The sequence below is a fragment of the Emergencia sp. 1XD21-10 genome, assembly GCF_009936045.1.
In the GTDB taxonomy this organism is placed as follows: domain Bacteria; phylum Bacillota; class Clostridia; order Peptostreptococcales; family Anaerovoracaceae; genus Senimuribacter; species Senimuribacter intestinalis.
This window is the reverse complement of record NZ_QWEQ01000010.1, coordinates 17,228-31,816: the sequence shown is the minus strand read 5'-3', so window position 1 is coordinate 31,816 and position 14,589 is coordinate 17,228. Positions and strand designations below refer to the sequence as shown.

14 protein-coding genes are annotated in these 14,589 nt (G+C 42.5%); 3 read left to right on the top strand and 11 right to left on the bottom strand.

Going from position 1 to position 14,589, the window contains the following annotated elements; all coding sequences use genetic code 11:
* Positions 1-11: 11 nt before the first annotated feature.
* Positions 12-566, bottom strand: a complete 555-nt coding sequence (locus D1151_RS07195; RefSeq protein ID WP_161908446.1) for a DUF4375 domain-containing protein — start codon at positions 564-566, stop codon at positions 12-14.
* A 129-nt stretch (positions 567-695) separates the two neighbouring features.
* Positions 696-1,058, bottom strand: coding sequence for a VOC family protein (locus D1151_RS07190; RefSeq protein WP_161908445.1), 363 nt, complete (start codon positions 1,056-1,058; stop codon positions 696-698).
* Positions 1,059-1,227: 169 nt separating this feature from the next.
* On the opposite strand from D1151_RS07190, the gene D1151_RS07185 reads away from it, so the two are divergent.
* On the top strand, positions 1,228-1,419 hold the full coding sequence (locus D1151_RS07185) for a hypothetical protein (protein WP_160201346.1): 192 nt from the start codon (positions 1,228-1,230) through the stop codon (positions 1,417-1,419).
* Between the two features lie 363 nt (positions 1,420-1,782).
* On the opposite strand, the gene rpmB is transcribed toward D1151_RS07185, so the two are convergent.
* The 4 genes from rpmB to D1151_RS07165 all read right to left on the bottom strand — a co-directional run bounded on the left by rpmB (position 1,783) and on the right by D1151_RS07165 (position 5,693).
* Positions 1,783-1,974: a 50S ribosomal protein L28 gene (gene rpmB, locus D1151_RS07180; protein ID WP_160201345.1), complete on the bottom strand. Its 192-nt coding sequence runs from the start codon at positions 1,972-1,974 to the stop codon at positions 1,783-1,785.
* Between the two features lie 126 nt (positions 1,975-2,100).
* Entirely contained in the window at positions 2,101-2,625 is a 525-nt protein-coding gene (gene nrdG / locus D1151_RS07175; RefSeq protein ID WP_160201344.1) for an anaerobic ribonucleoside-triphosphate reductase activating protein, read from the bottom strand.
* A 6-nt stretch (positions 2,626-2,631) separates the two neighbouring features.
* Entirely contained in the window at positions 2,632-4,977 is a 2,346-nt protein-coding gene (locus D1151_RS07170; RefSeq protein ID WP_160201343.1) for an anaerobic ribonucleoside triphosphate reductase, read from the bottom strand.
* A 179-nt stretch (positions 4,978-5,156) separates the two neighbouring features.
* Entirely contained in the window at positions 5,157-5,693 is a 537-nt protein-coding gene (locus D1151_RS07165; RefSeq protein WP_160201342.1) for a GNAT family N-acetyltransferase, read from the bottom strand.
* A gap of 165 nt (positions 5,694-5,858) precedes the next feature.
* Between D1151_RS07165 and D1151_RS07160 the strand changes: the two genes are divergently transcribed.
* On the top strand, positions 5,859-7,274 hold the full coding sequence (locus tag D1151_RS07160) for an aminoacyl-histidine dipeptidase (RefSeq protein ID WP_161908444.1): 1,416 nt from the start codon (positions 5,859-5,861) through the stop codon (positions 7,272-7,274).
* A gap of 83 nt (positions 7,275-7,357) precedes the next feature.
* Here the strand turns inward: D1151_RS07160 and sstT are convergent, their stop codons facing one another.
* From sstT to D1151_RS07135, 5 genes are all read right to left on the bottom strand, one after another.
* Positions 7,358-8,566: a serine/threonine transporter SstT gene (sstT, locus tag D1151_RS07155; RefSeq protein WP_160201340.1), complete on the bottom strand. Its 1,209-nt coding sequence runs from the start codon at positions 8,564-8,566 to the stop codon at positions 7,358-7,360.
* Between the two features lie 36 nt (positions 8,567-8,602).
* Positions 8,603-10,990 (bottom strand): homocysteine S-methyltransferase family protein, encoded by a 2,388-nt coding sequence (locus D1151_RS07150; protein ID WP_161908443.1) that lies wholly within the window; start codon positions 10,988-10,990, stop codon positions 8,603-8,605.
* Positions 10,991-11,011: 21 nt separating this feature from the next.
* Positions 11,012-11,878: a methylenetetrahydrofolate reductase [NAD(P)H] gene (gene metF, locus D1151_RS07145; RefSeq protein ID WP_160201338.1), complete on the bottom strand. Its 867-nt coding sequence runs from the start codon at positions 11,876-11,878 to the stop codon at positions 11,012-11,014.
* A gap of 86 nt (positions 11,879-11,964) precedes the next feature.
* Positions 11,965-12,456: a DNA-deoxyinosine glycosylase gene (locus tag D1151_RS07140; protein ID WP_161908441.1), complete on the bottom strand. Its 492-nt coding sequence runs from the start codon at positions 12,454-12,456 to the stop codon at positions 11,965-11,967.
* 31 nt (positions 12,457-12,487) lie between these two features.
* Positions 12,488-13,333 (bottom strand): glycoside hydrolase family 25 protein, encoded by an 846-nt coding sequence (locus D1151_RS07135; protein ID WP_161908440.1) that lies wholly within the window; start codon positions 13,331-13,333, stop codon positions 12,488-12,490.
* A gap of 92 nt (positions 13,334-13,425) precedes the next feature.
* Here D1151_RS07135 and D1151_RS07130 point away from each other — a divergent pair, with 92 nt between their 5' ends.
* Positions 13,426-14,559 carry a M20 family metallopeptidase gene (locus D1151_RS07130; RefSeq protein WP_161908438.1) on the top strand — a complete coding sequence of 378 codons (1,134 nt, stop codon included), beginning with the start codon at positions 13,426-13,428 and terminating at the stop codon, positions 14,557-14,559.
* The last annotated feature ends 30 nt before the right edge of the window (positions 14,560-14,589 follow it).

The following is a 14,589-nucleotide window of genomic DNA, read 5'->3' as shown; positions in this document are numbered from 1 at the left end:
GGAGCACCTCTTTAAATTTCTCTACCTATTTCCTGTTTTTTCATATACTCTGCCATTTTGTTACATAATGGCTCTTTTTCATATAATGCATAGTATGCGTCATCAAATTCGTCAAAAGGCTGACGTTGCAACTGCTCTGCATAATCTTCCAATCTCTCAATAGAATAGGAATCTAATTCTGTAAGATCTATTTGGTTTTCTTCGCAAAAAGAATGGTACAAGTTATAATATTCGTCTGCACCGATTTCCTTTAAAGCTTCTCCAACATAAGGTGCAACTGCCCGACTGGAATTCACAAAAAACTGGCACAATCCCCCGTTCTGCATTTCCATATCGAAATAATCCAGAATATAGAAAGTACGTAATGCGCCTCCGATGGATTCTAAACATTCCTCCGGTTCTAAACAAATAGTTTCCGCATAAATGATTGCTTGCACACCTTCATAGAACATATCGTCATCTAAAGCATAAAATTCTTCTTCTGTCATCTCTTTGTATTTCTTTGCTTCAGCTTCTGCTTCTTTGATCATCCTTCTTGCAGCTAAAATATTTCTAATAATGCCCATGTTACTTTCCTTTCCTGCATATTTGCATGTTATGTATAGTTTACCCTCCCAAAGAAACTATCGCAAGTATTTTCTGTCGCCAGCATGGCTTTCGGATTGTACCTTCCCGGAAAACTGGAATTTATCGCATTACATTGGTGTCCCTACCTCAATCAAATTACCGTCCAAATCATAAAAACGAATCACCTTTTGTCCCCAGCTATGCGTCATAAGTCGATTAACATATTGAACCTCTGGGTATAGTTTTTCCAATTTTTCAACAAATGCTTCTATATTTTGTTCCTCAAAATACAATTCACAAGAATTGCTTTTCGAAATAATATCTTTTCCCAAAAATGTTTCCCAAATTTTTTCATCTTGGAGCACAAGACCTTCAGTTAAAATCATATTGCCATCATTATCGAGCACCATGTCAAGACCGAATAGGTCATGATAAAACTGTTTCGATTTTTCAATATCCTTGACAACAATCAATATATTCTTTAACTTCATTATTCACACACCTCAAATTCCGATATATCGATTTCTCCTTGCTAAAGCATAACACAAAGTCAATCGCCATTCAACTCTTGCTGCAGTTTCCTGCCGTCTCTGTGTAAATGCATAAAAAATCTGTCACCAGTTTCCTCTCTTTCGCATAAAATAAAGTCAGGTGAATTTTATGGGAAATTATCATAACTGCAATAAAAAAAGAAAGGCTTTCTGCCATTATAAAGAAGCTAGGGATATTGGATTTATTCTGATTGTATTTGGCGTAATCACAGTCTTCGCCTTTTTTCTTCCGCCAAAAGCCTGGATTCTGCTCCTCGGTGCGGTTCTTGTTATCTGTGGTATCAGTCTTCTAAGAAAATGATACAAGTCGCAAATTGGGTTAGATATCGCCGTAGCTTCTTGCTGCTCAGCCTTCGCCTTCGGCTCGTCTTTACAGAGAAGCCTCGCGTTTACGCACCTATCCCAATTCGATACACGAATTGTTGGAAGGTGCTATACAGGAATTGCCCAGCTTTAGCTGGTATGCAATTCTTCAGTTGACCTACCATCAATTTGCGTTGCAAATTGGGTTAGGTATCGCCGTAGCTTCTTGCTGCTCAGCCTTCGCCTTTGGCTCGTCTTTACAGAGAAGCCTCGCGTTTGACCTACCATCAATTTGCGTTGCAAATTGGGTTAGGTCATAAACAAAAAACCCACTGAATTCAGTGGGTTTCTCATCGCCTCATTAGATGGCACGGTTAATCTTGTTTGATCTGATGCATCTTGTACATACATTGGCTCTTCTTACTGTACCATTGTCATTGATTCTTACAGTCTGAATGTTTGCATTCCACTTTCTTCTAGTGTGTCTGTTGGAATGGGAAACAGCGTTTCCAGAAACCTGACCTTTTCCGCAAATTTCGCATTTTCTTGACATCTACCGCACCTCCTTATAATATGTTAAGCATGTCTTGCATTTCTTCATTTTAAATCTGTTCACATCGAACAAGCGATATTATATCACAGTTTCTATAGTAATTACAAGTATTTTTTCACAAATACCTTAGAAATTTTCCAAGATTACTGCCCTGCCTGCAAATAATGAAGCTGTAAGATCAATAACCCGCTGATTTCTGCTGCCTCGAAACAGTAGTGTCAAGTCTCGCAGGCTTTCCTCATACTTTCCATCAATAAGGATGTCCACTGCAGCAAGGAGTTCTGAAAGCGGCAAGTGTGCCTTTGCCATTTCAAGGAGCTCCTCAAAAGTATAGCCGGAATACATGATAATGGAAAGGTTTCTCTTTTTAATTTCCCTGGCAAGTATGAGAAATCCTTCCGGCTGACAAACAGGCTCTCCTCCACTGAAAGTCACGCCGTCCAAAAGAGGATTGGCATCGATTTCTGCTAAGATTCGCTCTATGCTGCAGTCGTAGCCGCCCTCAAAGTCATGGGTAACTGCATTGTGACAGCCTGGACAGTGATGTGGACAGCCCTGACTGAAAACGACGAACCGGATACCCGGTCCGTCAACAATTGATTCTTTTACGACCCCTGCAATGCGCAGAGTTTGTTCATTGTTATGTTCCATAGCTTATTAGATTCTTTCAAACCCTTCTCCGATTCCATGTTTTACACGATCCTTTTCCTCGGAGGTTTTTGCATCATTCCAGTGATCCATGGTTCCTACCAGATATCCAGTGATTCTTCTGATTCTTTCAAAATCAGGATTGCCATCCCCTTCTCTGCGTCCGCATGCCGGGCATTCATTATCAATAATGCCCGTATAGCCGCATACAGGATCTCTATCTACTGGATGGTTGATAGAACCATAGCCTACACCACTTTCTTTCATACATCTTACAACCTTTTCAAAGGCATCCACATTTTTCAGCGGATCTCCATCCAGTTCAATGTAAGAAATATGACCGCCGTTGGTCAGGGCATGGAACGGTGCTTCCTTTTTGATTTTATCGAAAGCATTAATATCATAGTAAACCGGTACATGGAAACTATTGGTATAATAATCTCTATCAGTTACACCCGGAATCACACCGTATTTTTCTTTATCAATTCTAACAAATCTGCCGGAAAGTCCCTCCGCAGGAGTTGCAATCAGAGACCAGTTGAGACCAGTCTTTCTTGCTTCTTCATCCATACGCTTTCTCATATATGCCACAATTTCAAGCCCCAGCCTCTCAGCTTCCTCAGATTCTCCGTGATGTACGCCGAGCAATGCTTTTAACGCTTCTGCAAGACCAATAAAGCCTATGGTTAAAGTGCCGTGTTTCAGTACTTCTTCCACTGTATCGTCCGGCTTTAAGCCTTTGGAGTCAATCCAAACGCCCTGTCCCATGAGGAATGGGAAGTTCTTGACTTTCTTCAGGCACTGAATCTTGTATCTTTCATTAAGCTGGCCGATGGCAGTGTCAATCATATGATCAAGACCGTCAAAGAAAATATCTATATCGCCCTTTGCCTTAATAGCAAGTCTCGGCAAGTTGATAGAGGTGAAAGAAAGATTGCCTCTTCCGTATACGATTTCCCTGGACGGGTCATGCACATTTCCGATAACCCGAGTTCTGCAACCCATATATGCACATTCAGTCTCTGGCCGTCCTTCTTTGTAGTACTGTAGGTTAAACGGAGCATCCAAGAAAGAAAAATTTGGAAACAGTCTCTTTGCAGATACCCTGCACGCCAATTTAAACAGGTCGTAGTTCGGATCTTCTGGATTATAGCTAACGCCCTCTTTTACCTTGAAAATCTGAATCGGGAAAATCGGAGTTTCACCGTTGCCAAGACCAGCTTCTGTCGCCTTCATGATGCACTCCATGACAAGACGTCCCTCCGGAGAAGTATCGGTCCCGTAGTTCAAAGAACTGAACGGCACCTGTGCCCCTGCTCTGGAATGCATAGTGTTCAGGTTATGAATCAATGCTTCCATCGCCTGATAGGTTTTTCTTCTGATTTCTTTGTCTGTAAATTTCTTCGCCATCTTCTGCAGCTTTACAATCTCCTCAGAAGAAGCATATTCTTTCAAAGATTCTGCCTCAAGTTCCAGATAATTGTTGTCCCATGCCATGCAAGGGGCAACGCCGTACTTTTCTTTGATAGTTGCAGTAATAGCCTTTGTCTTGGCTGCCCCGTCCTCTATATCGCAAATTCCCTCAAGGAGCTTTCCTAAATTTCTGTAGTAAAGCTTTATGAAAGATTTACGAACGCCCGGTGCCATGCCATAGTCAAAGTTTGGCACAGACTGACCGCCGTGCTGGTCATTCTGATCCGACTGAATCGCGATACATGCCAAAGCCGCATAGCTTTCAATGCTGTTTGGCTCTCTCAGATGACCGTGACCTGTGGAAAAACCGTCCTTTAACAGCTCTACAAGGTCAATCTGACAGCATGTCATAGTGAGCGTATAAAAATCCATATCATGAATATGAATATCACCATTTTCGTGTGCCTTTACGTATTTCGGATCAATGACGTACATCTTGTAGAATTCCTTGGAACCTTCGGAACCGTATTTGAGCATAGTTCCCATCGCGGTATTTCCGTCGATATTAGCATTCTCACGCTTTACGTCATTATCCTTTGCTTCTTTAAAAGTCAAATCTTCATAAACGCGCATCAGTTTGGTGTTCATATCACGAACCCTGGTACGTTCTGCTCTATAAAGAATATATTCCTTTGCTGTTCTGGCATGCCCTGCTTCAATCAAAACCTTTTCGACAGCGTCCTGAATCTGCTCTACAGTAGGCGTTGCATTGTGACAGATTTCCAGAAGATAAAGTTCCACCTGTCTGGCAAGATATGCTGCCATATCTCTGTCCTTACCACCCAGTACCTGAGCCGCTTTAAAAATAGCTTCTGTTATTTTCTCTACATCAAAATTGACTGTTCTGCCGTCTCTCTTGACAATTTTCATGATGCTTTCCATTTCGCAATTTCTCCTTAACATCCACAATATCTAGTACTTTTTTCAATTTTTCCCAAAGTGATTATACTATTGTTACCACGGAAGGTCAACCTCTAAACAGCAATAATTAAAAAAAATACAAAGCAGTTAAAAAGCACATCATTCTCGATGTGCTCATTTCAATCAGTTCAACCTGCTACTTATTTATGAAGTTTCTCGTAGTACTCTGCTCTCAGCATGGACTTTAACTGAAGATTGATATATTTTCCATTTTTCTTACCGGCATTCCTCATGAGACCCTCGTTTTTAAATCCTACTTTCTCGTACAAAGAAGCGGCAATCTTATTTGCTTCAAAGTGGTCAATAGTGACCCTTTCCATATGCAGGTTGATAAAAGCATACTCCAAAATCAGGCGAAGTGCTTCTTCCCCATATCCCTTTCCGCGTTTAGACGGATCTGCAATATAAATTCTGGTGACATCCAGCGAGTCATCATGCGTGTCAATTCTGGAAAGATAAATTTTTCCGATAGGTTTATCCTCTGGTTTTTCTGTAATAGTAAACTGCATCTTCGTGGGATCCAGATTATATTTGACATACTCCGTAACGATCTCTTCATAAGACCTGCCTTCATCTATGGTAAAAAACTCCGTCACTTCCGGAAGCGTCTCCCACTCCGCAAAATACTGGCAGTCATCAAATACCGTTTCCCTAATGATTAAACTCTTTGATTCCATCTTTTATCTCCCGTTAATTCTTAAGATTGTGTGAAGTTTTTCAAAAAAACTACTAATTTGTCCTTATTTATGGTATCATTATATATGATTTTTTATGTAAAATAAATGATTATTTCAAAAAAAAACAAAAATAAATAAATACAATGACACAAAGGAGATTTACTAATGAAGAAGCTGGTACCATTCATACTGCTGCTCTCTTTGATTGGAACATCTCTTTTTTCACTCAGTGGCTGTGCTGAGGAAGAAGAAGATTTATCAGTCAAAATTCAAGAAAAGATTGTCGCTTACCGGACCGATTTAGAAGACTCTGCAGCAACGCTGACTTCAGATGAAGCGATTCGCGACTATCTTTTAAGCTGGGCAAAGCAAAAAGGTATTAATTGCACTACAGACAGTAGTCAGAACGTTATCATGAGTGTGAAATCAAGTAAAGAATATAAAGAAGCAAACCCTACTGTTATCCTCTGCTCCTATGATGCAAAGCAGTTTGAGGACTGCATCATCCCTATGGCATGTGCATTATATCTTGCAAAAAATAACGAAAATACAGGAAAACTTCGTATTATTTTTACTAACGATTCCGGTCACAGCTACGACGGAATCAAGGCCTTAAGCAAAAATTACTTTACCGATAATACTAGCGTATTCTGTCTCAACTACAGTGACAGAAACATGTGGTCCACTAACACCGGTGGCAGATCCACCTACCGCTTTACTACTAAGGTTTCCTATACAGAGCCTTCCAATGACAAAGCCTATCGCATTAAAATCGGCGGTCTTCCGGGCGGTATACCAAGCTCCCGCATTTCCTCCTATCCAAATGCAATCAAGGAACTTGGAAATCTTCTGGCATATTTTAAAACCAACGCCCTGATTTATGAACTTTCCAAGGTCAGCGGAGGTAGCAACGCAAACACTTATCCAAAATCTGTCTCTGCCACTATCGTCATTGACGAGGATGATACCGACAAGTTTGAAGCTAGAATGGAAACTGCCATTGAAAACTTTAACGATGATTATCTGGAAGATTACCCAGAAGCGACTTACACTTACGAAGAAGTCGACCTTCCAAAGCGCGTCATGACGGAAGAAAGTCTTAACGATACCATTAGTCTTTTGTATACCCTCATTGACGGCGTATACTATAAAGACGAAGATGATAATCTCATCTCTATCTCCAGTATCGGCTCCATGAAAGAAAAAGACGGCGTGTACACCATTTCAGCAACAGCTAACAGCCTGTCTGAATCCGTTCTATCTGAGATAGATAATCAGTATCAGATTATCTGCGGGCTTGCCAATGCCAACTACAAGAAAGTCTCTTCACAAGACGGCTGGCAGTCAGACGCTGATTCTGATTTTGCCCGAGCAATTATTAAGGCATTCCGGGATTACGCTAACGCACAGATGGAATTTAAGGACTGTGTTCCTTCTACGAACACCTCTTACGTATACGAAAAGAACAAAAATTGCAATATCATTAATATATCTTTCAACGAAGACAAACTGGAACGATATACAGGTACCATTCTCACCTTCCTTCTGAATCAGCCACACACAGAAGAAAGCGAATCGTAACATTAGAAACAACATATATAAAAGGCATGCCGAAAGTGAATACACTGCCGAGCATGCCTTTTATATATATGTGAGGGATTATCTTATTTTTTTCTTTTGCCTGCAATATCCGCGGCTGCAGTAAACAACACATCTGTAGACGAATTCAGAGCTGTTTCGCAAGAATCCTGAATGACACCTACGATGAAACCAACACCTACCACCTGCATAGCCAACTCATTTGGAATACCAAAAAGCGAACATGCCAGTGGAATCAAAAGCAGCGAGCCGCCTGCAACGCCGGAGGCACCACACGCACTGACAGCAGACAAAATGCACAGAATCAAAGCTGTAACAAAATCCACTTCTACACCCAAGGTATGGGTTGCAGCTAAGGTCAGAATAGAGATAGTAATCGCCGCACCACCCATATTAATAGTTGCACCCAGCGGAATAGAAATAGAATAAGTGTCTTTATCCAGCTTAAGCTCCTCGCAAAGCTTCATGTTTACCGGAATATTGGCAGCAGAACTTCTTGTGAAAAAAGCGGTAATACCGCTGTCTTTCAGGCACTTCAGTACCAGCGGATATGGATTTTTTCCCGTCATTACGTACACAATGATTGGGTTGACAACCAGAGCCACAAAAAACATGGTTCCAACCAGCAACAGAATCAACTGACCGTAGCTGAGCAGCGTCTTAATTCCACTGGTAGCAATCGCGTTAAATACTAAGCCCATCACGCCTAGAGGCGCAAACTTGATGATCCATCTGACAAGCTGAGAGATAGCATCTGCCACATTAGAAATCATTTCCTTAGTTGAACCGCTCGCCCCGCGCAGCGCAATGCCAAGGAGCAAAGACCAAGTTAAAATACCAATATAGTTGGCATTGAGCAATGCATCCACCGGATTTGCGACAATGTTAAAAACTAAATTCTTCAGCACTTCTGAAATACCGCCTGGAGGCGCTACATCGCTGGTAGTGTCAGTCAGTACCAGTTGTACTTTAAAAATAAAGCTTGCAACAGCAGCCACAGTACCAGCTAAAAAAGTGCCCACAAGATACAGTCCAATAATGGATTTCATATTCGTCTTCTGTCCTGTCTTATGCTGAGAAATTGCTGCCATTACCAGAAAGAATACCAATATCGGCGCTACAGCTTTTAGTGCTCCAACGAACAAATCTCCTAAGACGGCAATCCCGGAAACCTGATTTGGAAGCGAGAGAGACAGGATGATTCCGATTACTAGCCCAATGATAATCTGCTGTACCAGGCTGATTTTATTCCAGCCCTGCAATAATCTTTTCATTTGTTCCTCCTAATCCGACATGTATGTCCTTTATATTTAAAAAACGCCTTTCGCCACATTGGCAGAATCAGTTGCGTCTTTTACATAGTAGTCTGCGCCAATTTCCAAAGCGTAATCTTTTGTTAAAACAGCGCCTCCAACCATAATCTTACAGTCCGGTGTAGTCTCCTTTATCAGGCGAATACTTTCTTTCATGGAAGGAAGTGTCGTGGTCATCAGTGCTGACAGCCCAACTAGCTTAATTCCTTTGTCTGCTACGGTCTTTGCAATCAGCTTGGGATCTACATCCTTACCAAGATCGATAATATCATAACCATAATTTTCCAAAATAACCTTGACAATATTTTTTCCGATATCATGAATATCGCCCTGCACCGTCGCAATAACAATAGCTCCCTTGGACATCTGCTGTGTTCCGCTGCTTACAATTCGCTCTTTGATTACCTCAAAAGCGCTCTGCGCAGTCGAAGCGCACAGCATGAGCTGCGGAATAAAGATTCTGCCTGTTTCAAATTCCTTTCCTGCCCTGTCCAAAATTGGAATCAGAGTATTATTGATAATATCTATAGGTTCTCTTGTCCTCAGTTCTTCCAAAATGAGCTGCTTACAATTCGCTGCAAGACCATTATTAATCGCATATTCGATTCCGCTGACTTCTTCAGCGGCTTTGGACTGTTTTGCTGCAGGTGCAGCAGTTGGTGCCGCCGTTCCAATTTCTTCACTATACTTAGCGATATAGTCCTTTGCGCCTTTGTCCACGTTCATAATCAGCTTATGGACCGCCACAGCCCTCATCATATCCGGAGCACCCGGATTCATAATTGGAAGGTCAAGACCAGCGGTCAGCGCCATCTGCAGGAAGTTATGGTTAATCAGGGCACGATTCGGCAGTCCAAAGGAAATATTAGAAACGCCCAGAACAGTTTTCAATCCCATGGTTTCTTTGATATATCTGATTGCAGTAAGCGTATTTGCAGCGTTTTCCTGCTCTGCAGAAACGGTCAGGGTCAGACAGTCTATATAAATATCTCTTTTCGGAATACCCAGCGCCAAAGCCCTGTCCAAAATTCTCTGCGCAATTTCAATACGCTTTTCACAAGTCTTTGGAATTCCATCCTCGTCTAAAGTCAATCCCACTACAGCAGCGCCATATTTCTTTACAAGAGGAAGAATCTGTGCCATGGACTTTTCTTCGCCGTTGACAGAATTTACAATCGCCTTGCCACTATAGACTCTTAAAGCCGCTTCAATGACTGCAGGATTTCCTGAGTCAATCTGCAGCGGTGCATCAGTGATACCCTGCAGAGCTTTCACAATGTTTACAATAACCTTTTTCTCGTCTATTCCAGGTACGCCAGCATTGACATCAAGAATTTCTGCGCCATCACGAATCTGGTCAGCTGCCTGCGACAGCACATAGTCCATATCCCCTGCTTTCAGTGCTTCTTTCAGCTTCTTTTTGCCGGTCGGATTGATTCTCTCTCCGATGACTCTCGGCTGATTGATGATGACAGTCTTTTCCGGGGTGCAGACTGCCGGTGGTATATCCGGATCCTGCAGGCAGTATTTCCTATCCGCCAAAGCAGTTTTCAAAGCTTTGATAAAGTCCGGCGTCGTGCCGCAGCATCCGCCGACCAGCTTTACGCCGTACGGAATCAGCGCCGCAGTAGATAAAGCAAATTCCTCTGCTGACACGTGATAGGCACCAGTTGCTGGATCAGGAAGTCCCGCATTTGCCTTTGAAACAATCGGAAGAGTCGTCCACTTAGAAAGCTCCTCAATCAGCGGCCTAAACTCATCCGGTCCAAGGGAGCAGTTCATACCGATTGCATCCGCGCCAAGCCCCTGCAAAGTCATTGCCATCGCCCGCACTTCCGTTCCCGTAAAAGTTCTCTGATTGGCTTCAAAAGTCATAGTACAGATGACAGGAAGGTCCGTGTTTTCTTTCGCTGCAAGAAGTGCGGCCTTTGCCTCGTAAAGGTCGGTCATTGTTTCTATGATAATTAAATCCGTGCCGACGCCTGCCAGAATCTGCCGCTTGAACATATCGTATGCTTCCTCAAAGGACAGGTTTCCGTTAGGCTCCAGCATTCTGCCGATTGGTCCGATATCCAGCGCAACCTTTGCGCCAGTTCCTGCTGCCGCTGCTTTCGCATTCTTGACAGCCTCCGCCATCAGTTCCTCCACAGAATAGCCACAGCCAGCAATTTTATGCTCGCTGATGCCAAAGGTACAGGTACAGATCACGTCAGATCCCGCCTCAATATAGGAACGCTGAATCTTTTGAATCAGCTCAGGATGCGTGAAATTCAAAACCTCCGGCACCTTGCCAATTTCAATCCCCTGCTGCTGCAGAAGTGTTCCGGTTCCCCCATCTAAAAATATAAATTCTTTTCCTTCAAATAACTGTAGTAATTTATTCAATGATTTGCCTCTCTTCTCTCGTTAAAACAAAGATTTTACGCTTTCGCTGATTCGCTTTGCAACGTACGGATTGTTCATGGTGTAAAGATGTACGCCGTCCACACCCTGAGACACCAAATCTACAATCTGATTTACAGCATAAGCAATGCCCGCATCTCTCATAGCCTCAGGCTTATTTTCATATCTGGACATCATCTTAGTGAATTTTCTCGGCAAGCTGGCACCGCATAAAGATACCATTCTTTCAATCTGCTTTTTATTGGTGACCGGCATAATTCCCGCTTCAATCGGTACATTAATCCCAGCGATTCTTGCCTTGTCCACAAAATCGTAAAACACCTCATTGTCAAAGAACAGTTGAGAAATCAAATGCTGCGCACCAGCATCAACTTTCTTCTTTAAATTAAGAATATCCTCTACCTGATTTCTGCTGTCCAAATGTCCCTCCGGATAGCATGCGCCGGAAATGCCAAAATCATAATCCTTGGTTTCCTTAATAAAGGTAATTAATTCGCTGGCATGCTTAAATTCCTTTTTAGGCGGCACATCCGGCACTAAATCACCGCGAAGCGCCAAAATGTTTTCTACGCCGTTGTCTGCCAATCTGCGGAGAACTTCAGATACCTCTTCTTTGGTAGAGTTTACGCAGGTCAGATGTGCTGCCGACTCAATACCGTACTTCTGCTTAATTGCTGAGGCAATTTCGCAGGTAGAATTATCCGCAAGGCTTCCGCTTGCACCGTATGTAACACTGATGAAGTCCGGTTTAATTTCTTGCAGTTCATCTAAGGTCTGATAAATGGTTTCTATTGGATTATTTCTCTTTGGAGGGAAAACCTCAAAAGAGAAGATTGTCTTTTCCTGATTAAATAATTCTGCTAATTTCACATCTTTACCTTCCTATTCGTATATTTTTACTCTTTATTGTATACCCACAAACTATATTTTTCAATACTTTTAAAACAGAATCGGTTTTAAAACTGAATCTGCTTCCATTCATTTACTAAATCTGTCAGTGAAAATCTTGCATTGGCTGGACTGGTTGATGGAAGCTGCACAGCTGCAACACCTGTTTTTTCTGCGAGAAACCTGTCATAAAGCTTCTTTGCCAGTCCACCGTTTGCATAAACTTTCGTTATTCCTGTTTCTTGTAATAGACTTGCCACATCAGCAGCTGTCACATTTTTGATAGAACTGTCAGAAGATCCGATGATATCGCAGCTCTCTACCACATCCCAAATCGCCACTCTGTTTCTAAGAAGCAGTCCCTTCTTTTCATCAATTGTCTGAGGAACCGGTTCCTCAAAAATTTCTGCAAGAACTTTCCAAAAACGGTTCTGTGGGTGTCCGTAGTAGAAGCAGGATTCTCTGGATTTTACAGAGGGCAGCGTGCCTAAAATCAGCACCGTGGAGTCTTTATCGTATACTGGTGCAAAAGTCTGCACCACATGTTCATAATCTGCCATAAAGTCAGTTCCTTTCTTCTATTTTCTCTATTTATTTTTCCTTAAACATCAGGTTCAAATCTACTTTTCCTTTAATGCCTTTCACTTTGCCGCTGTCTGTATACTGCCAAAATTTGAATTTGCCGGCATAATCCGTCTCATCGGTGTAGTGAGCCAGCCAAATGTCATAACGGGTCAGATAGCGCAAATCCAGATTTTCCAAAAGCCATGTTGGATTCCCATAAATCATCGGCGTATAGCCGTTTCTCTCAATAATCTGGCAAAATGCGTCGGCAATTTCAGTTTTATCCAGCACGCTTAAATCGTCGATTCTATGGGCGCCGGAAATTGGCTCCATATCAAAGACCACCGGATAGGTCACGCCTCTTCCTCTGATGTGGCGAATCACATACTTGGCTTCCTCTACCGCTTCCTCTACGGTCACCGCCTGCGAAAAGAAATATACGCCCACGTGGATATCCGCCTTTTTCGCACCGGAAAGATTTTCTTTAAAGCGGCTGTCCAGCGTCAAATCTCCGCCTTCATAGCCTCTGTATCCCAATCTAATCATGGCAAAATCAATACCATCCGCCTTAACCTTTTTCCAATCGATTTTTTTCTGATAATAGGAAACATCTATACCCGCCACCGTTTTGAAGTTGTCGTCTTCATAGGAAAGTCTTCCCTTTTCTTTTGAGATACCGCTCAGTTGATAATCATGCTCCGGCATAGATCTTGGCAGTCCAAGTCCGTCGTAACTTCCAAGAACCACATAAAATATGGAAAATGTACACACAAACATAAAAACCGCTGCTGCCGCTATGATAAGTTTTGCGGTCTTTGAAAGGGTCGGCATATTTTTCTTTAATTTTTTTCCAACTTTCTTCTTTTTTTTCATAAATCTATTTTACCATAATTCTCCCATTTAGTAAAAGAACATTTGACTATATCCCACTTCTACATTATTATAAATAGGACGGAGGTATACCAATGACAGATTTCGACCAATTATCCCAAGAGATTATTACATACAGAAGAGACCTTCACCAGATTCCGGAGCTGGGGTTCTACGTTTATAAAACCAGTGCTTATGTAAAGAATATTTTGTCTGCCCTTTCCTGTCAAGTAGATGAGATTGTGAAGACCGGTCTTGTTGCATACTTTGATTTCGGACAGGAACAGACCATCGCATTCCGCGCAGACATGGACGCGCTTCCGATTCAGGAAGAGACCGGTGCCCCTTACACTTCTCTTCACGAGGGCTGTATGCATGCGTGCGGTCATGATGGACACATGGCAATCATGCTGGGTTTTGCAAAACTTTTAGACAGCTACATCAAAGAAGGTCGGAAAATGACCTGCAATGCGCTGCTGCTCTTCCAGCCTGCTGAAGAAACTATCGATGGCGCACTTCGCATTTGCGGCACTCATCTGTTTGACCATTACAATATAAAAGCTATTTTCGGTCTGCATCTTTGGCCTATGCTTTCCAAAGGCGAAATCGCTTCCCGCCCTGGTCCTATGATGGCAAAGTCCACTTCCGTAGAGGTGGAAATTGAAGGCGTCAGCGCCCACTGCGGCGAACCTGAAAAAGGTCGAGATGCCCTGGAGGCCGCCTGCAAATTTATCAGCGACATCTATATGTTCAAGTCTCTCTTCGTAAAGGAACGCTGCGTTCTGAAGTTTGGAAAAATGGAAAGCGGCACTGTTCGTAATGCAATTTCCCCTTACAGCCGACTAGACGGTACTATGCGAACCTTCACCGAGGAAACGTGGAACACATTGGTTAATGCCATGAAAAATCTCGGCGAAGAGTTGGAGCATCATTATGGTATCAAATTCAAGCTGGATGTCAGCAAAAGCCACCCTGCTGTAATCAACACAGAAGATTTGTACCAGCGGGCTAAACCTCTTTTGCTGAATTTAAACTACGTGGAACTTCGTAGACCTGTCATGATTGCAGAAGACTTTTCTTTCTTTGAACAGCAAATGCCAGGCATTTTCTTCTTCCTTGGAACTGGCAGCGGCATTCCGCTCCACAGCGACAACTATGATTTTGATGACACCGTCCTCATTGAGGGCGTCAAACTGTTTGATACATTAATCAAAGGTGCCGAGCGCTAATACGCTCGGCACCTTTTCAGTTCCACTCAA